The sequence below is a fragment of the Bradyrhizobium sp. genome, from assembly GCF_016213215.1.
Lineage (GTDB): Bacteria > Pseudomonadota > Alphaproteobacteria > Rhizobiales > Xanthobacteraceae > Bradyrhizobium.
On sequence record NZ_JACRAW010000009.1, the window covers coordinates 38,450 to 56,597 of the forward strand.

General features: G+C 62.5%; 17 protein-coding genes and 1 tRNA gene. 14 read left to right on the plus strand and 4 right to left on the minus strand.

Features of this window, described 5'->3' with window-relative positions; translation table 11 throughout:
* Positions 1-27: 27 nt before the first annotated feature.
* The 10 genes from HY852_RS02930 (at position 28) to HY852_RS02975 (ending at position 10,838) form a co-directional block, all read left to right on the plus strand.
* Positions 28-825: a 5-oxoprolinase subunit PxpA gene (locus tag HY852_RS02930; protein ID WP_291602455.1), complete on the plus strand. Its 798-nt coding sequence runs from the start codon at positions 28-30 to the stop codon at positions 823-825.
* Complete coding sequence (locus HY852_RS02935; RefSeq protein ID WP_291602457.1) at positions 822-1,064, plus strand: acetyl-CoA carboxylase; 243 nt, start codon at positions 822-824, stop codon at positions 1,062-1,064. The genes HY852_RS02930 and HY852_RS02935 overlap by 4 nt, the downstream gene beginning before the upstream one ends.
* Positions 1,061-2,443 carry an acetyl-CoA carboxylase biotin carboxylase subunit gene (locus HY852_RS02940; RefSeq protein WP_291602459.1) on the plus strand — a complete coding sequence of 461 codons (1,383 nt, stop codon included), beginning with the start codon at positions 1,061-1,063 and terminating at the stop codon, positions 2,441-2,443. Before HY852_RS02935 ends, HY852_RS02940 begins: the two co-directional genes overlap by 4 nt.
* The gene (locus HY852_RS02945) at positions 2,443-3,318 is read left to right on the plus strand and encodes an allophanate hydrolase subunit 1 (protein WP_291602460.1); all 876 of its coding nucleotides are present in this window, start codon (positions 2,443-2,445) and stop codon (positions 3,316-3,318) included. Before HY852_RS02940 ends, HY852_RS02945 begins: the two co-directional genes overlap by 1 nt.
* A complete protein-coding gene (locus HY852_RS02950; protein ID WP_291602462.1) occupies positions 3,308-4,279 on the plus strand; it encodes a biotin-dependent carboxyltransferase family protein in 972 nt (323 codons plus the stop codon). Before HY852_RS02945 ends, HY852_RS02950 begins: the two co-directional genes overlap by 11 nt.
* A gap of 60 nt (positions 4,280-4,339) precedes the next feature.
* Positions 4,340-5,401 (plus strand): TMAO reductase system periplasmic protein TorT, encoded by a 1,062-nt coding sequence (gene torT, locus HY852_RS02955; RefSeq protein WP_291602464.1) that lies wholly within the window; start codon positions 4,340-4,342, stop codon positions 5,399-5,401.
* Between the two features lie 62 nt (positions 5,402-5,463).
* On the plus strand, positions 5,464-6,981 hold the full coding sequence (locus tag HY852_RS02960; RefSeq protein ID WP_291602465.1) for a sugar ABC transporter ATP-binding protein: 1,518 nt from the start codon (positions 5,464-5,466) through the stop codon (positions 6,979-6,981).
* A complete protein-coding gene (locus tag HY852_RS02965) occupies positions 6,978-8,021 on the plus strand; it encodes an ABC transporter permease (protein WP_291602466.1) in 1,044 nt (347 codons plus the stop codon). Before HY852_RS02960 ends, HY852_RS02965 begins: the two co-directional genes overlap by 4 nt.
* Before the next feature lie 67 nt (positions 8,022-8,088).
* Positions 8,089-9,363 carry a 4-aminobutyrate--2-oxoglutarate transaminase gene (locus tag HY852_RS02970; protein ID WP_291602467.1) on the plus strand — a complete coding sequence of 425 codons (1,275 nt, stop codon included), beginning with the start codon at positions 8,089-8,091 and terminating at the stop codon, positions 9,361-9,363.
* The gene (locus tag HY852_RS02975; RefSeq protein ID WP_291602468.1) at positions 9,360-10,838 is read left to right on the plus strand and encodes an NAD-dependent succinate-semialdehyde dehydrogenase; all 1,479 of its coding nucleotides are present in this window, start codon (positions 9,360-9,362) and stop codon (positions 10,836-10,838) included. The genes HY852_RS02970 and HY852_RS02975 overlap by 4 nt, the downstream gene beginning before the upstream one ends.
* Positions 10,839-10,883: 45 nt before the next feature.
* Here HY852_RS02975 and HY852_RS02980 read toward each other — a convergent pair.
* The 4 genes from HY852_RS02980 to HY852_RS02995 all read right to left on the minus strand — a co-directional run bounded on the left by HY852_RS02980 (position 10,884) and on the right by HY852_RS02995 (position 14,578).
* Positions 10,884-10,959 (minus strand) — tRNA-Ile (locus HY852_RS02980).
* Positions 10,960-11,114: 155 nt separating this feature from the next.
* Positions 11,115-12,104 (minus strand): tripartite tricarboxylate transporter substrate binding protein, encoded by a 990-nt coding sequence (locus tag HY852_RS02985; protein WP_291602469.1) that lies wholly within the window; start codon positions 12,102-12,104, stop codon positions 11,115-11,117.
* A 205-nt stretch (positions 12,105-12,309) separates the two neighbouring features.
* Positions 12,310-13,455: an ABC transporter substrate-binding protein gene (locus tag HY852_RS02990; RefSeq protein WP_291602491.1), complete on the minus strand. Its 1,146-nt coding sequence runs from the start codon at positions 13,453-13,455 to the stop codon at positions 12,310-12,312.
* A gap of 229 nt (positions 13,456-13,684) precedes the next feature.
* On the minus strand, positions 13,685-14,578 hold the full coding sequence (locus HY852_RS02995; protein ID WP_291602493.1) for a helix-turn-helix transcriptional regulator: 894 nt from the start codon (positions 14,576-14,578) through the stop codon (positions 13,685-13,687).
* A gap of 88 nt (positions 14,579-14,666) precedes the next feature.
* Here HY852_RS02995 and HY852_RS03000 point away from each other — a divergent pair, with 88 nt between their 5' ends.
* The 4 genes from HY852_RS03000 to HY852_RS03015 all read left to right on the plus strand — a co-directional run bounded on the left by HY852_RS03000 (position 14,667) and on the right by HY852_RS03015 (position 18,148).
* Positions 14,667-15,362, plus strand: a complete 696-nt coding sequence (locus tag HY852_RS03000; RefSeq protein WP_291602471.1) for an ABC transporter permease — start codon at positions 14,667-14,669, stop codon at positions 15,360-15,362.
* A complete protein-coding gene (locus tag HY852_RS03005; protein ID WP_291602495.1) occupies positions 15,362-16,084 on the plus strand; it encodes an ATP-binding cassette domain-containing protein in 723 nt (240 codons plus the stop codon). The genes HY852_RS03000 and HY852_RS03005 overlap by 1 nt, the downstream gene beginning before the upstream one ends.
* 76 nt (positions 16,085-16,160) lie before the next feature.
* Positions 16,161-16,934, plus strand: a complete 774-nt coding sequence (locus HY852_RS03010; RefSeq protein ID WP_291602497.1) for a substrate-binding domain-containing protein — start codon at positions 16,161-16,163, stop codon at positions 16,932-16,934.
* Between the two features lie 104 nt (positions 16,935-17,038).
* Positions 17,039-18,148: a molybdopterin-binding protein gene (locus HY852_RS03015; protein WP_291602473.1), complete on the plus strand. Its 1,110-nt coding sequence runs from the start codon at positions 17,039-17,041 to the stop codon at positions 18,146-18,148.

Below are 18,148 nucleotides of genomic sequence, written 5' to 3' on the forward strand. Positions count from 1 at the left end.
GAAGGCGACGCTTGGGGGAGGGCATCGGTGCCGGTCAAGGCCGTCGATATCAATTGCGACTTGGGTGAAGCATTCGGCCCATGGCGGCTGAGCGACGCTGACGACGCCAAGCTCATGCAGGTGATCAGTTCGGCGAACATCGCCGCGGGATTTCATGCCGGCGATCCCAACTTGATGGACACGACGGTGCGCCTGGCCGCGCATTATGGCGTCGGGATCGGGGCTCATCCGGGATACCGGGACCTTCAGGGCTTCGGGCGCCGCAGGATCGACGGCGCAAGCGACGAGATCGTCAACGACGTGGTCTACCAGATCGGCGCGCTGCGCGAATTTGCCCGCCGTCACGGCGCAGATCTGCAGCACGTCAAGCCGCACGGCGCCCTTTACATGGAGCTCGCAGCCAACGAGGCGCTCTCCCGCTCATTCATCAAGCTCATGCGAACGGTCGCTCCCACCGCGTTCGTGTTCTGCATGGACATTTCGCAAACGTACCGCATCGCCGTCGAAGCGGGGCAGCCGGTCATCCGCGAGTTCTACGCCGACCGCGACTACGACCGCTCTGGCTCGATCGTGTTCACCCGCCACGGCAAGAAGCTCGATGCGCAGACGGTGGCCGAAAAGGTCGTGCGCGCCTGCCAAACCGGCAAGGTTCGCACGGTTGAAGGCGAGGATATTGATATCGAATTCGAATCCATCTGCTTCCATTCCGACACGCCGGGCGCGCTGGAAATCGCCAGCGCGATGCGCGCGGCGTTGATTGCGAGCGGAATCAGGATTGCTCCCGTCTCGGAAATCATTCCCCAGAAGGAACAGGCGTCGCAATGACCACAGCAGACATCAAGTCGCCCCTCCCGGGCGTCTTCTACCGCAAGCCCTCGCCGGACAGTGCGCCCTTCAAGAATGACGGCGATGCCGTTGCCGCAGACGATGTTGTCGGACTGATCGAGGTGATGAAGTCGTTCCACGAAGTCCGCGCCGGCATCGCTGGGGCTTCCATCCGCTTCGTGGTGGATGATGCCGATGCGATCATGGCGGGGCAGACTCTTGCGGAGGTTCAGCAATGAACATCCGCTCGGTTCTGGTAGCCAACCGGGGCGAGATCGCGGTGCGGATCATCCGTGCCGCGAAGGCCCTCGGGCTCCGAACCGTCCAGGTTTACAGCCGGGCCGATGCTGAATCGCTGCCGGTTCAGCTTGCAGATGAAGCGATCGAAATCGGGCCGCCCGCGGCAAAGAAGTCGTACCTCAACATCGAAGCCGTTCTTGCGGCAGCCAAAGCCGCGGATGTTGACGCGGTACATCCAGGCTACGGCTTTCTTGCCGAGAACGCCGATTTCGCGGACGCCGTGACCGCGGCCGGAATGAAATTCGTGGGCCCGAGCGGCGAGGCGATCCGGCTGTTGGGCGACAAGGTGATGGCGCGACAGGTCGCGGAGAAGGCCGGTGTGCCTACTGTGCCGGGTAGTAACGGTCGGGTGTCGGACCTTGCTGAAGCCACGGCAATCGCGGCTCGTATCGGCTTTCCGGTGATGCTGAAGGCGGCGGCGGGCGGCGGTGGCCGCGGCATCCGCATGGCCGACAGCGTCGAGGTGTTCGAGCGGCAGTTTCCACAGGCCTCCGCCGAAGCGGCCGCAGCTTTTGGCGATGGCGGCCTCTACATCGAAAAGCTGATCGAGCGGGCGCGGCACATCGAGGTGCAGATCTTAGGTGATGGCGAGAACTTCGTGCATTGCTTCGAGCGCGAATGCTCGCTGCAGCGGCGCCGGCAGAAGGTCTGGGAAGAGGCTCCGGCCGTCGGCTTGCCCGACAATATTCGGGAGCGGCTGTGCGCAAGCGCGGTGGCGCTGGCCCGCGCCGTTCGTTACAGCGGCGCGGGTACTGTCGAATATCTCTACGACGACGCGACGCAGCAGTTCTATTTCATCGAGGTCAACACGCGCATTCAGGTCGAGCACCCCGTGACCGAAATGATCACGGGTCTTGATCTGGTTCAGGAGATGTTGCGGATTGCGGGTGGCGAAAATCTCTCCGTCCGTCAGGAAGATATCCGTATCAAGGGCCATTCCATCGAATGCCGCATCAACGCCGAGGATCCTTTAAGGAACTTCATGCCCTGGCCGGGAACGGTCGAGACGCTGTCCGTACCCAATGGCGGCGGGATTCGTTTCGATACGCTGCTGTTTCCCGGATATGCGGTACCGCCGTTCTACGACTCCCTCCTCGGCAAGCTCATTGTTCATGACGATGACCGCGCCGCATGCCTGGACAAGCTGCGCGACGCTCTCGATCGCTTGGCGATCACCGGAATCCCGACCACGATTCCGCTTCATTCAGCGCTCGTTGCCGACCCCCATGTGAGGGCCGGACGGACCCACACCCGCTTTCTCGAGCATTGGCTCGATACCGATTTCGCGGCGCTGACGCGCGCCAAGGAGGAGGCCTGATGACGACACGCTACTCTTTCGGAGGTGACGAACATCTCTTTGTCGAATGCGACGAAGCGATGTCGCTCGATGCCTTCTTCAAGAGCCTCTCGATGACCAACGCGGTGCGCGACAGCCGCATCAAAGGGGTCACCGAAATATGTCCCGCCAACGCATCGTTCCAGATCAAGTTCGATCCCGACTTGATCAAGCCGAGCGAGATCTTGCGGGAAGTGAAGGCGATCGAAAGCGCGGCCGAAAAACACGATCCGGTCATCAACACCCGGATTATCGAGATCCCGGTGTTCTATCAGGATCCATGGACGCATGAGACGTTGATGCGATTCCGCGAACGGCACCAGGATCCGACCGCGACCGATCTCGAATACGCCGCGCGGGTCAATGGCCTGCCCGACGTCGATGCGTTCATCGCGGCGCATTCCGGATCGCCCTGGTTCGTATCGATGGTCGGTTTCGTGGCGGGGCTCCCGTTCATGTACCAGATGGTCGAGCGGGCGCGGCAGCTTCAGGTACCCAAATATCTGCGGCCGCGCACCGATACACCCAAGCTTACGATCGGCCACGGCGGCTGTTTCTCCTGCATCTATTCCGTTCGCGGCGCGGGCGGCTATCAGATGTTCGGAATCACGCCGATGCCGATCTTCGATCCCGAGCAGAAGATCGGATATCTGCGCGAGTTCATGGTGTTCTTCCGGCCCGGCGACATCGTGAAGTTCAAGCCGATCGGCCGCGACGCCTATGATCAGGCGGTCGAGGACGTTGCCGCCGGGCGCTTCGCGCCGATCATTCGCGACGTCACCTTTGATTTTCGCGAGTTTCAGAAAGACATGAACGGCTACAACACCAAACTGGAGGGCGCGCTCCATGCCCGTTAGGGTAATCAATCCCGGTCTGTCGACCACTGTCCAGGATCTCGGCCGTCCCGGATATTTTCATCTCGGTATCCCGATCGGCGGGGCCATGGACCGCCTGGCGCTTCGCGCGGCAAACCTGCTTGTCGGTAACGACGAAGGCGCCGCCTGTCTCGAGGCGGTCTTCATCGGGCCGCACCTGGAGTTTACCCGCGACGCGATCATCGCGGTAACCGGCGCCGACATGCCCATCAAGCTCGATGATGAGGAAAGGCCGGGCTGGACCGCGCTTGAGGTCAAGGCGGGTCAAGTGCTGACGTTTGGCTATCTACAGGCCGGCGCGCGCATCTACATCGCGATCGCCGGCGGGATCGACGTGCCGCTCGCACTGGGCAGTCGTTCGACCTATCCGATCGGTGCGCTGGGCGGCTTCAAGGGGCGCGCAATCGCCGCGGGCGACACATTGCCCGTCGGTGAAGCTTCACACCGGAAAGCACGACTTGGCGTACCCGGCGAGTTGCGCCGGCGGCCGGGAAATCCCGCTGAGCTGCGCGTCCTGACCGGATTGTACTGGCACCGTATCACCCCCGAGTCGCAGAAGAGCTTTTTCAGCGACCACTGGAAGGTGGCGCCGGAAGCCGATCGCATGGGTTATCGCTTCCGCGGCGGCCAGCCGATGCACTTCGTCGAGCGCGAACAGCCGTTCGGCGCAGGATCGGATCCGTCGAACATCGTCGATAGCTGCTACCCATATGGCTCGATCCAGATACCGGGAGGCAAGGAGCCGATCATCCTGCATCGCGATGCCGTGTCCGGCGGCGGCTACTTCATGGTTGGCACCGTCATTTCTGCCGACATGGATCTGATCGGGCAACTTCAACCGAACATGCCGACAAGCTTTGTCGAAGTCGACATGGACAGCGCGCTCCGCGCCCGTGCCGAGCGGGCGAAGTTGTTACAAAAGATTCGAAACGCTCTCGCCTGATTTGCAGGGTCGAAGAGCGGGTCGATGCGAGAGCTAGCAACACAGAGAGGGTAGTTGAAGATGAAGTACTTTGCACGACTGCTATTAGCATCGTCGGCAACGCTGTTTGCCGGCGCAGCCTGCGCCGGAGACTGGTTCCCTTACGACGCGGCGAAAATCGATCCCCCCTTTGCGGCCGACGGAAAATCAGTCGACGTGAAGTACGTTCCCCTGGAGAAGGCGTCCAAGCCCTGGAAGCTGTGCGTTTCGTTTCCGCACATGAAAGACGCCTACTGGCTCGGCGTCGACTATGGTGTTGCGGAGGAGAGCAAGCGCCTCGGCGTCAAGATGAACCTGGTGGAGGCGGGCGGTTACACCGAGCTCAACAAGCAGATCTCGCAGATCGAGGATTGCGTGGCGAGCGGCACCGATGCAGTCATCATCGGAGCGATTTCGTCCGACGGACTGAACAAGGTCATTGCCGAGATCGCCAAGAAGAAGATTCCGGTAATCGACCTCGTCAACGGAATTTCTTCTCCAGAAGTCTCCGCCAAGTCGCTGGTGTCATTCTACACGATGGGCGCGCAAGCCGGCGCTTACCTTGCCAAGAAGCATCCGGCGGGTTCGCCCGAGGTGGTGGTTGGCTGGTTCCCGGGGCCGGCGGGCGCCGGCTGGGTCGAAGCCGCCAACAAGGGCTTCCTCGAAGCCATCAAAGGGTCGGCTGTAAAGGTGCTTCAGCCGAAATATGGCGATACCGGCAAGGAGGTGCAGCAGAAGCTCGTCGAGGACGCGCTGCAGGCTGACCCGAATATTCGCTATGTCGTCGGTACGGCCGTGACCGCTGAAGCTGCACAAGGTGTGATCCGCGAGCGCGGCCTGCAGGGCAAGGTCGATCTCCTGGCGTTCTACATGACGCCCGGCGTCTACGAAGGCATCAAGCGCGGCTTTATCCTGGCTGCACCCGCCGATTCCATGGTGATCCAGGGCCGCATCGCCGTCGATCAGGCGGTCCGCATCCTGGAGGGCAAGGACTACGTTAAGCATCTCGGTCCGAAGATCTTCGTGGTGGATTCCAAGAACATCAACACGGTGCCGCAGGCGAACATCTTGCCGCCTGAAGGCTTCAAGCCGGTCTTCAACTGATCCGACACAATCATCATCCGGCCGTGTTCAGCTGAACATGGCCGGATGGTCGAGGCAGAGAAATGAGCGGCGCAGCATTACCCCTGGTACAGATGACGGGAATTTCGAAAGAGTTTCCGGGCGTCAGAGCGCTGAGCGGCGTTCACCTGACGGTGGAGCGGGGCGAGGTCCACGTCCTCTTCGGCGAGAATGGCGCCGGGAAATCGACCCTGATCTCGATCCTCTCCGGCGTCTACCGGCCAAGCGCCGGCTCTATCAGCATCGACGGCGAGGAGGTTCATTTTCACTCGGTGCACGACGCGACGGATGCCGGCATCGGCACGGTGTTCCAGGAATTCTCGCTAGTTCCGACATTGACCGTGTTCGAAAATCTCTATCTTGGCCGCGAACTCAAGCGCGGGCCCTTTATCGACCGCCGGGCAATGGTTGCCGGCGCGCGCAAGCTGTTCGAGGATCTCGACTTCGACATCGATGTCCATCGACCGGCATCAAGCCTCTCGCGCGCCCAGCAGCAGATGGTCGAGATCGCGAAAGCGTTCCTCTCCAATGCACGGGTGCTTATCCTCGACGAGCCGACCGCGTCGCTGACTGAGCGCGAGACCGAGAAACTCTTCTCGTTCATCGCTAAGGCCTCTGCCGCCGGCGTCGGCATCATCTACATCTCGCACCGGATACACGAATTTGAAAAGATTGCGGACAGGATCAGCGTTCTGCGCGACGGTCGCCTGATCGCCACCGTCCCGGCAAAGGGCATTTCGGAAAACAAGCTGATCGAGCTGATGACCGGGCGCTCGATCGACATGATTTACCCAAAGATCGACCGGCAGCCCGACGGCCCGGCGGTAATGACACTTCGTGGAATCCACACAGCCGGCGTCCATGGGGTCGATCTGGAGGTGCGGGCCGGCGAAGTGCTCGGGGTTGCAGGACTCGTGGGAAGCGGGAAGTCCCGGATCTGGCGAGGCGCACTCGGGCTGCAGCCGATCACCGCTGGCACCGTCAGTTTGAAGAGCCGCGATGTCACCCATCAGCCGACAGGACATCTGCTCAGGAGCGGGGTCTTTTTCCTCCCCTCCGATCGCAAGAGTGATGGGCTGCAGATGACGGCGACCGCGCGTGAGAATATCGAGCTCAGCCTGCTAGACCGGCCGGACGTCGTCGGCCGGATGGGCATCGTATCGTCGCGGCGCAGCCGGAGTCTCACCGATTCCATTGGTGAGAAAGTCGGTGTTGCCAAGGGAGCAATGGATCGCGCGGTATCGAAGCTGTCAGGCGGAAACCAGCAGAAGGTCCTGTTCGGCAAAGGATTCGGCGAACCGCGCGACGTTTACATTCTTGACGAGCCAACAGTCGGCGTCGACATGTCCACGCGCGTGGCGCTCTATCAGTTGATCAAGGAGATCGCCGAGGCGGGCAAGGCCGTGGTGGTGATTTCGTCCGACCTTGCGGAAGTCATGAATCTTGCCCATCGCCTGGTCGTCTTCGCCAAGGGCAGGATCTCTGCCGAGCTTAGCAACGCGGAAATCTGCGAAGAAACCGTCCTGAAATACTTCTTTGCCCAAACGGAGGGTTCAGCGTGAGCATTCAGACCACGTCGGTCGTCGAGGAGACCAGTGCACCCCGCCGCTCCAACGTCCTCTTCTCGGCCATTACTTACGTATTTCTGCGGGTCGGCGTTTTGCCGTTCTTCCTCGTCGCGACCCTTGTCGCGTTTGCTTTGATATCGCGTGAGTTCCTTGCGCTGCAAAATCTGACCAATGTCGCGCGACAGTCGGTGTATCTGATCCTGGTATCGATCGGGCAGATGCTGGCGCTCGTGACCGGCGGCTTCGATTTGTCGGTCGGCACCGCGATCGCGCTGACCTCTGTCGTATCTGCGATCGCGATGGTGGCGCTGACGCCGGTCCTGCCCGGAATGGTTTGGCTTGTGGTCGCGCTCGGAATATGCGCCGGCCTGGGTGCGGGGTTGGTGGTTGGCGGTTTCAATGGAATTGGTGTCGCGCAGTTTGGCGTCTCTCCTTTCATCATGACGCTCGGCGTGCAGTCGGTCGGTGCTGGCGTCGCACTGTTTCTGACCGGCGGCGTACCGGTATCGGGCATGCCGTACCAGTTCGGGGACGTCCTTGGTTTCGGCCGCATCTTCGATATCCCCATTCCGGTGGCGGTCGCGGTGGTGGCATCGGTTGCGGTCTGGATCCTGATGAACCGCACCCGCCTCGGCAAACACATCCATGCCGTCGGGGGCAATCTAAAGGCGGCACATCTGTCGGGCGTCAACACGAAGAGGGTGTTGTTCATCACTTATGTGCTGTGCGCGCTGCTGGCGTCGATTGCCGGCCTTCTTCTGACGGCGCGGGTCGGATCTGGAGAAACCAATCTCGGAGGCAAGATCGCGCTCGAGTCGATCGCGGCTTGCGTCATTGCCGGAGTGTCGCTGCGCGGCGGCATCGGCCGCGTGGAAAACGTGGTGCTGGGCGCGTTCTTCATCACGCTGCTGCAAAACGGGATGAACATCGCCCAGATCGGCTCGTACATGCAGATGGTGCTGTTGGGCTCGTTGCTGGTGCTCGCCGTCATCCTCGATCAACTTCGCTATCGGCTGCTGATCGGGGATCGCTAACGCAAAGAGCGCGTTCGGGCCTTCGGCCAGGCTCGAGACCAGTGCCGCACATACCAGGAGACTGAACTTGAGCAATGCATCGATCGCCGCACGGCGCACTGAGGCTATTTCCCGCGGAGTTGGGGTGACGACGCAGATCTATGCGGCCCGCGCACGCAATTCGGAGATCTGGGACGCCGAAGGACGCCGCTATATCGATTTCGCGTCCGGCATCGCCGTGCTGAATACCGGCCACTGCCATCCCAAGGTCATCGCCGCGGCCAAGGAGCAGCTCGATCGGTTCACGCACACGTGCCATCAGGTTGTTCCTTACGAAAATTATGTGCATTTGGCCGAGCGGCTGAACCGGCTTGTGCCCGGATCTTTCGCCAAGAAGACGATCTTCGTGACGACGGGAGCTGAAGCTGTCGAAAACGCCGTCAAGATCGCGAGAGCTGCGACGGGGCGCTCAGCGGTTGTCGCCTTCTCCGGGGGCTTCCACGGGCGCACGTTCATGGGCATGGCCCTGACGGGGAAGGTCGCTCCCTACAAGATCGGCTTCGGCTCGATGCCGGGCGACGTCTTTCATGTGCCGTTCCCGGTGGCGCTGCACGGCATCTCCGTGGCCGACTCGCTTGCGGCGCTCGAGAGACTGTTCAAAGCCGACGTGGACCCCGCTCGTGTCGCGGCCATCATTGTCGAGCCGGTTCAGGGCGAGGGCGGCTTCTACGAGTCGCCGCGCGATTTCCTGGTTGCCCTGCGTGAGATCTGCGACCAGCGCGGCATCCTCTTGATCGCAGACGAAGTGCAGACCGGCTTCGCGCGGACGGGGCGAATGTTTGCCATGGAACGTCCCGGTGTGGTGGCTGATATCACCACCATGGCAAAGAGCCTTGGCGGCGGTTTTCCGCTTGCGGCGGTTACGGGCCGGGCCGAGTTGATGGATGCGCCGGGCCCAGGCGGCCTTGGCGGCACGTATGGCGGCAATCCGGTCGGCATCGCCGCCGCGCATGCCGTGCTCGACGTCATCGAGGAAGAGAAGCTGTGCGACCGTGCCAGTCTGCTTGGTGCGCGCTTGAAGCAGCGGCTCGAATCGCTGCGCGAGGACGTGCCGGAGATCGCGGACATTCGCGGGCCCGGCTTCATGAACGCGATCGAGTTCAACGATGCGATGAAGGGTTTGCCGTCGGAGAAGTTCGCAGGGACCGTCAGGCTGAAAGCCCTTGAGAGAGGGCTGATCCTGCTAACCTGTGGCGTATACGGCAACGTCATCCGTTTTCTTTCACCGATTACCATCGAGGACAGCGTCATGAACGAGGCGCTCGACCTACTCGAGGCTGCAATCAGAGACGCCAGAGCATGAGTGTATCGCAAACAATTGCAGCAAAACTGAAGGACGGTAGCTTGCTGCGCGCCGCCGGACTGATTGGCGGCACGTGGATCGACAATGTCTCGGACGGCCGGCGGTTCGAGATCCTGGACCCCGCGACGGGCGATAAGGTCGCGACCGCGCCCGAGATGGCCTGCACGGAGACCGAGGCCGCGATCAACGCGGCTTACTCGGCCTTCAAGAGTTGGGCCGCCCTCACAGGCAAAGCACGGAGCGCGGTGCTTCGTCGCTGGTACGATCTGATCGTGGCAAATGTCGACGATTTGGCGATCATACTTACTGCGGAGATGGGCAAGCCCCTTGCCGAGGCCCGCGGCGAGGTTCTTTACGGTGCTGCCTATATCGAATGGTTTGCCGAGGAAGCCAAGCGCATTTACGGGGATACGATACCGGGGCATCAGCACGACAAGCGCATCATCGTGCTGAAGCAACCGATCGGCGTGGTAGGCGTGATCACGCCGTGGAACTTTCCAAATGCGATGATCGCCCGGAAGCTTGCACCGGCTCTGGCCGTCGGTTGCACCGTCGTGGCCAAACCGGCCGAGCAAACTCCGCTTTCCGCGGTCGCCCTGGCGATTCTGGCCGAGCGGGCCGGTATTCCGCCCGGCGTTCTCAACGTTATTGTCGGGAGCGATGGGCCGGCAATTGGGAGGACGCTCTGCGCCAGCGAAAAAGTCCGCAAGATCAGCTTTACGGGCTCGACGGAAGTTGGCCGCATTCTGATGCGGCAGTCCGCTGCGCACATCAAGAAGGTTAGCCTGGAATTAGGCGGCAACGCTCCGTTTATCGTGTTCGACGACGCAGACATGGACGCTGCCATAGAAGGCGCAATACAGTCGAAGTTTCGCAATGCCGGCCAGACATGCGTCTGTGCTAATCGAATCTATGTTCAGTCGGGGATCTACGACGAGTTCGCGCGGCGATTAACATCACGGGTTTCTCGGCTCAATGTCGCAAGCGGCTTTGACGCCGGCGTCGATATTGGTCCGCTGATTGACCAGGACAGCTTGCGGAAGGTCGAGAGACATGTTGCGGATGTTTTGGCAAAGGGCGGCACCATCGCCCTGGGTGGTAAACTGCATCCGCTCGGCGGCACGTTTTACGAGCCGACCGTTCTCACTGGCGTCAACGCCCAGATGACCATCGCGGGCGAGGAGACATTTGGCCCCGTCGCTCCGTTGTTCCGTTTCGAAGATGTCGACGATGTGATCGCACAGGCAAACGATACAATCTTCGGCCTTGCGGCCTATTTCTACGCTCGCGATCTCTCTCGTGTTTGGAAGGTCGCGGAGGCCCTGGAATATGGAATCATCGGCATAAACACCGGTCTGATCTCGACCGAAGTCGCGCCTTTCGGAGGTGTCAAGCAGTCGGGTCAGGGACGGGAAGGCTCGAAGTACGGCGCTGAAGACTACTTGGAGATCAAGTATCTGTGCATGCAGGTGTGACGATCACGATCGTCGTTCATGGGCTAGCTAACCCACTGATTTGGTTGGTGGGCCCGGCAGGACTCGAACCTGCAACCAGACCGTTATGAGCGGCCGGCTCTAACCATTGAGCTACAGGCCCCGCCGCGACCTGCCAAAACGGCGGCAGCGGTGCTGCCACCGTTTACAGGGCGCGCGGCGAGGGTGCAATGCCGTGGCTCGAGCATGATCCGGAAAAGTGGAGACCGGTTTTCCGACAAGATCATGCTCAATCAAAGGACTAAAGCGCGATGCGCTTCAGTCCACCGACACGCCGGCGAACTCGACCACCTTGCGCCATTTTTCGGTCTCGTCCGCCACCAGCTTGCCGAACTCGGCAGGCGTCATCGGCTTCGGGATGCCCCCGGTTTCCTTGAGCCGCGCCACCAGCTTCGGATCCTTCAGGGCCTCGCCGACCGCCTTGTTGAGTATCTCGATGACCTCCGGCGGCGTGCCCTTGGGGGCGGAAATGCCGTAGAAGCCGACCGATTCAAAGCCCGGCACGGTTTCGGCAATCGCCGGAATATCGGGCACCACGGGCCAGCGCTGCGGGGAGGTGACGCCGAGCGGGCGCACAGTGCCGCCGCGCACCTGTTCCAGTGCCGACGGCAGGTTGTCGAAGATCAGCTGCACCTTGTTGGAGATGACATCGGGCAGGGCCGCCGCCGAGCCGCGGTAGGGCACGTGCAGCATGTCGCACTTGGTCATCGCCTTGAACAACTCGGCCGACATGTGAACCGACGTGCCGTTGCCCGAGGAGGCGTAGGAGATCTTGCCGGGATTGGCCTTGCAGTAGTCGATGAATTCCCGAACGGTCTTCGCCGGCATCGCGTTCGACACGATCATCAGGTTGGTGAGCTGCATGATGCTGGCGACCGGCGCGGTGTCGCGCAGGAAGTCGTAAGGCAGCTTCTTGTAGAGCGAGGTGCTGATCGCATTGTTAGGCGCGACGAACAACAGCGTGTAGCCGTCCGGCGGCGAATTGATCGCGGCCGCAGCCGCGATGTTCCCGCCCGAGCCGGTTCGGTTCTCCACGATGAACTGCTGGCCGAAATGATCCGACAGCCACTGCGCCATGATCCTTGCCACGATGTCGACCGGGCCACCGGCCGAAAATCCGATCAGCCATCGCACCGGCCGGGTCGGATAATCCGCGGCTGCTGCGGGGACGGTCGCCACAAAAAGGCTCGCAAGGCAGACCAGGCCGAACAAGCGCGTGCGGAAACTACGGATCATCATTCCCCCCATGTTTTCTTGTCGTTGCTGGGCCCATGCTTCCACAAAATCCCGACCTTGCCTACACCGCAGGGCTCAAATTGGCCAAATCGGCATGACGCAAACCCCGGTGCGTAATTACGCACCGTGGATTCTCGAGATTCCAGGTCTGCGCGAAGCCTCATCGGGACGCGCTTCGCCGGACCAGTTGGCGCATCCCGGAATGACTGCTACGCAGTCACTTCTTCCCCAACGGGCAGGCCGGGTCCGGCGGGCCGAAGGCTTCCTCGCCGGAGATCTTGGTCAGGATCTTGTAGTAGTCCCACGGATATTTGCTGTCCTGTGGCGACTTGACCTGCACCAGCCACAGATCGTGCACCATCAGATTGTCCTCGCGCAGCTTGCCGTTGCGGGCGAAGAAATCCTCGATCGGCTTTTCCCGCATCTTCGCGGTGACCTTCAGCGGATCGTCGGTGCCTGTCGCCTTGATCGCGTTGAGATAGTGCATGACCGATGAATAGACGCCGGCCTGCCACATCGTTGGCATGCGATTGGTCTTGGCGAAGAAGCGCTTCGACCACTCCCGGGTCTTTTCGTCCATGTCCCAGTAGAACGAGGTCGTCAGCAACAGACCCTGCGCCGCCTGCAATCCGAGGCCGTGGATGTCGGTAATCAGCGCCAGCAGCGCGGCCATCTGCTGGCCGCCTTTGAACACGCCGAACTCGCCGGCAGTCTTGATCTCGTTCATGTTGTTGGGGGGGCCGGCGGCAATGCCGATAATCTTCGCTTTCGACGCCTGCGCCTGCAGAATGAAGGACGACAGATCGGGCGTTGCAAAAGGCGGCCGCACTGCGCCCAGCACCTTGCCGCCGTTCTTGGTGACGACGGCTGATGCGTCTTTTTCAAGCGAGTGCCCGAACGCATAGTCGTCGGTGATGAAGAACCAGCTGTCGCCGCCGCGCTTCACCACTTCCTGCGCCGTGCCAACCGCGAGCGCCCGGGTATCGAACACCCACTGGATCGCGTAAGGCGAGCAGAACTTGCCGTGGAAGTCAGTTGCGCCGGTCGAATGCGTTATGAACAGCCTCTTCCGTTCGTTGGCGACATTCTGCACGGCAAGCCCGACCGCCGACACCGGCACATCGACGATCAGATCGACCTGATCGACGTCGTACCAGCGCCGCGCAAGACTGGAGCCGATATCGGGTTTGAGCTGATGGTCGCCAACGATGACGCTGATCGGCTTGCCAAGCACCGTGCCGCCGAAATCCTCCACCGCCATCTGGGCGGCGGTCACCGAGCCCTGGCCGGTCGGTGTCGATGCCGGCCCGTTCATGTCGGTGAGAACACCGATCTTGACGACGTCATCTGAGGCTTGCGCCATTGCGGCCGACGACAGCAGCGTCGCGGCCGCAAAAGCGGCAATGGTGGACAGTCCTCTCCTGGCACTTTTCACATAGTCCTCCCTCATCCGCGGCTCATTGGCCGCTATTGCTTTTGCCAATTGGTTTCTTTTGCAACTATTTGCGGGTGGGCGTCAACGCCCTCCGCCTGGAGGCAAAGGCGCTCGGCCTGCTGTTTTCGGGCCGGGATCCCGAGACCGCAGCTGGGATTCAAGCTGCGAAGCGGATGCTGCCCGCAGGTCCGGAATCGTACCCCGTCAGCTCGTGGGCTCGCTGCTTGATTCGATCCTGAGTGAGGAACCTGATCAGCGCCTGCATTGCCGGCCGAAAATAGCTGCGCTGCCGCATCACCAGATCAAAGTTCTCCCAGACCAGCGGTACGAAGTAGAGCCCGGCGGACTTTGCTGCAGCGCGGGTAGCCACCCCGCAATCCGCGTTACCGGCGCGAATGGCGGCGGCGAGATCGGGACCGGTCAGACACGGTGCATCGAGCCGGCGCAGATCGTTGCGGGATGCGCCCGCGCGCGCCAGCAGCGCTTCGAGCAGCATCTGGGCCCCCGCGCCCGGTTGCCGCACCGCCATTCTCGCCCCGGAGGAAAGAACGTCGGCCAAGCTATGCAATTGCTTTGGGTTGCCCGCCGGCAGCAGGAGACCCTGTTCGCGCCGCACCATGCCCACCAGCACGGCGTCATGCAGGCCCGGCGTTGCCCGCACCGCTGTGACATTGGCATCATTACTGGGATCGTCGGATGGATCGACGCCGTGGAAGTGCACAGCCGCGGCTACGACCTCCCCGCGCAGCAACCGTTCGATGCCCCGCCCGGTGCCCTCGTTCAGCGAGGCGAGCCCCGAGCCGGACTCCCGCAGGCTCCATTCGAGGAGGTCATCCTGGCTGCCGCCCATGATCGGCGGCGGTTCGGCGACCAGCATGCCGGCCGGCCGGGCCAGACCCGAGAGTACCCACAGGTCGAGTTCGGGGCGGGGAAACAGCCACTTGCCCGTCACCTTGCTGCAAGGGATCGCGCCTGAGGTAACCAGTTCGTACAGCTTACGCTCGCCAAGGCGGAGATAGTCCGCGGCCTCACTGGTCGTCAGGAACTCCATGCTGCGCCTTTGTGCATTCTTCTGCCTATTTTCCGCCATTTGACTATCAGCTAGAATCCCTGCGGATGAATGCGGTTACGGAGGCACCATGTCCGATCAACCAACCGCTTGGCAACTGATCATCACGGGCGATCCAGCACTCTTTGAGATCGTGTGCCTTTCGCTCCTGGTCAGCCTGTCCGCCGCCGCGCTCGCGGCCGTCATCGGCATGCCGCTCGGTGCGCTGGCAGCGCTCGTTCGTTTTCCCGGCCGCGCCGTCGTCGTCGTGCTGCTCAACGCGATGATGGGCCTGCCGCCGGTCGTGGTCGGGCTTGCGCTCTATCTTTTGTTGTCGCGCTCGGGGCCACTCGGCGAATTCGGGATTCTGTTCACGCCCGCTGCGATGGTGTTCGCGCAGACGGTGCTGATCGTGCCGATCATAGCCGCCCTGACGCGGCAGACCGTCGAAGACCTCTGGATCGAGTATCGCGATGAATTGACGGCCATGGACGTCGGCCCGCTCGGCCGGATCACAACCCTGTTGTGGGATGCGCGGTTCAGCCTGGTGACCGCATGGCTCGCCGGTTTCGGCCGCGCCGCCGCGGAAGTCGGCGCCGTGATGATCGTCGGCGGCAATATCGACGGCTTCACCCGCACCATGACCACGGCGATCGCGCTGGAGACGTCCAAGGGCAATCTGCCGCTGGCGATGGGATTGGGGTCCATCCTCATCGTCATCGTGCTCCTCATCAATGCCGCGGCATGGGGCACCCGCCTGTGGTCCGAACGCCAGGTGAGCGGATGATGCGCGCGCTGATGAGCAACCTGCCGTTGCTGCTCGATGATGTATCGGTGCGGGCGGGTGCGACCACGATTTTGGATCGCATTACCCTGACGATCACCCCTGGAGCGCCGACGCTGATCGTCGGTCCGAACGGCGCCGGCAAGAGCAGCCTGCTGCGGCTGTGCATGGGGCTTGTCGCGCCGACCAGTGGCCGCATCAGCTGGGGCGGCCGTACCGATCATGCGCCGGTGCGTCGCGCCATCGTGTTTCAGCGACCGGCGATGTTGCGGCGATCGGTTGCGGCCAACGTCGCCTATGGATTGGCGCAGGCAGGTACGCTGCGCGGCGAGCGCGCGCAGCGGGTCGCCTTTCTGCTGGAGCGCGTGGGACTTGCCGAGCTTGGCGACCGTCCGGCCCGGCGGCTGTCCGGCGGCGAACAGCAGCGCCTGGCGCTAGCACGGGCGCTGGCGCGCGATCCAGAAATCCTCCTGCTGGACGAGCCGACCGCCAATCTCGACCCCGCCGCAACGCGCAGCGTGGAAGATGTGGTGCGGATGGCGGCGCAATCGGGCGTCAAGGTCGTGATGGCCTCGCATGATCTCGGCCAGGTGCGGCGCCTCGCCGGCGAGGTTGTTTTTATGGTGCGGGGGGCCGTGTGCGAACGCGCCGCCGTCGGCGATTTCTTCGATCGTCCGTCGACATCGGAGGCTGCAACCTTCCTGCGCGGCGATCTCGTGATCTGAATGGAAGGAGGATTTCATGGGCTCTCGCCTTGTGTCATTCACGTTCGCGGTCCTGTTCGGCATCATCGCGGGGTCCATGCCGACGCTGGCCGAGGAGCGCTCGATTGTCGTCGCTTCGACAACCTCGACGCAGGATTCCGGGCTGTTCGGCTATCTGTTGCCAATTTTCAAGGCGAGGACCGGCATCGAGGTGAAGGTGATCGCGCAGGGAACCGGGCAGGCGCTCGACACCGCCCGACGCGGCGATGCCGATGTCGTCTTCGTGCACGCCAGACCGCAGGAGGAGAAGTTTGTCGCAGAAGGCTTTGGCGTGAAGCGGTTCGACGTCATGTACAATGACTTCGTGTTGATCGGTCCGAAGAGCGATCCGGCAGGTATCAAGGGCAGGGACATCGTAACCGCGCTCAGGACCATCGAAGCCAAGGCGGCGCCGTTCGTGTCGCGCGGCGATCGTTCCGGCACCCACGCGGCCGAACTTGCATTGTGGAGGCAGACAGGGATCGACATCGCGAGTGCGAAGGGCCCGTGGTATCGCGAGATCGGGCAGGGCATGGGCGCGGCCCTCAACACGGCGAGCGCGATGAACGCCTATGTACTCTCTGATCGTGGCACCTGGATCTCGTTCAGGAACCGCGGCGATCTCGTCATCCTCGTCGAAGGCGACAAGCACCTGTTCAACCAATACGGTATCATTCTGGTGAATCCGGAAAAGCATCCATCGGTGAAGAAGGAACTTGGCCAGGCCTTCATCGATTGGCTGATCTCCCCGGAAGGCCAGACGGGGATCGCCGGCTACAGGATCGACGGCCAGCAGCTGTTCTTCCCCAACGCCGACAAGAGGGGAAGGTGAGGGCCGCAACCTCGGAGCTGTCGCGATCTGGATTTGAGACGTCCCGCTTTCGCCGGGACGTCTGGGAGATTGCCAAACCGTGCGATGCATGGTCCACCATACCCATGACCACCCAGCGCCTGCCATCATCGCTCACGCCGTACGACCAGGCGCTCGCAACATTGCTGCACGGGCTTCAGCCGGTGCCGCCGATGGAGCTTTCGCTTGAAGAGGCGCTCGGCTGCATTGCGGCGGAGATGCCGGCTGTTTCACCATGTCCAGCGTTCGATGTTGCCGCTGCCGATGGCTGGGCGGTGGGCACCAATGATGTGATCGGCGCCTCGTCCTATTCTCCGCTACCGCAGGTGAGGCCGCCGGTCTGGGTCAATGTTGGCGACGCCATGCCGGACGGATGCGACTGCGTGCTTGATGCGGACGCCGTCGAAACCTCCGGTCCGATTGCCGAAATCGTCGCGGAAGGGGCGCCGGGACGGGGCGTGCGGCGTGCCGGCAGCGATCTCGCCGGAGGTCCGCCGCCCATCGTGCCGGGCATTCCCATAGGTTCGCTGGATTTCCTGGTCGCGCGTGCGGCAGGCCTGGGCAAATTGCAGGTGCGCCGCCCCCGGCTGCGCATCGTCAACCTTCCCGGCGGAGACGCCACCGCACGTCTGATCGCCGATTACGCGCGCTCGACCGGCGCCAGCGTCACGAACATCGAAGCCAGGGCGCGCGATACGGGCTCGGTCGCGCGGATGCTCGATATCGGCGACTGCGACCTCCTGATCACCATCGGCGGCAGTGGCGTCGGCCGCAACGACGCGACGATTTCCGCGCTCGCCGGGCGCGGCGAGGTTCTTGTGCATGGTGTCGCGCTGCAGCCCGGACGAACTGCAGCTATCGCACGCGTTGGCGCCGTTCCTGCACTGGCTCTGCCGGGATCGCCGGATCAGGCGTTGGCCGCGTGGCTCACGCTGGCTGTGCCGGCGCTGGATCATTTGTGCGGGCGAGAGCGCAGCAGCCCGGTCACACGGCCTTTGGCGCGCAAGATTGCTTCCAGCGTCGGTCTGGCCGAGATTGCGTTGCTCGAGCAGCGGGAAGGCGCATGGTTGCCGCTCGCGGTCGGCCACCTGTCGCTTGAGGCCATTGTGCGCGCCGAGGCCTGGCTCCTGGTTCCGGCCTGGAGCGAAGGCTTTGCTGCAGGCACGCCCGTCGATGCCCATCTATGGCGCGAGTGA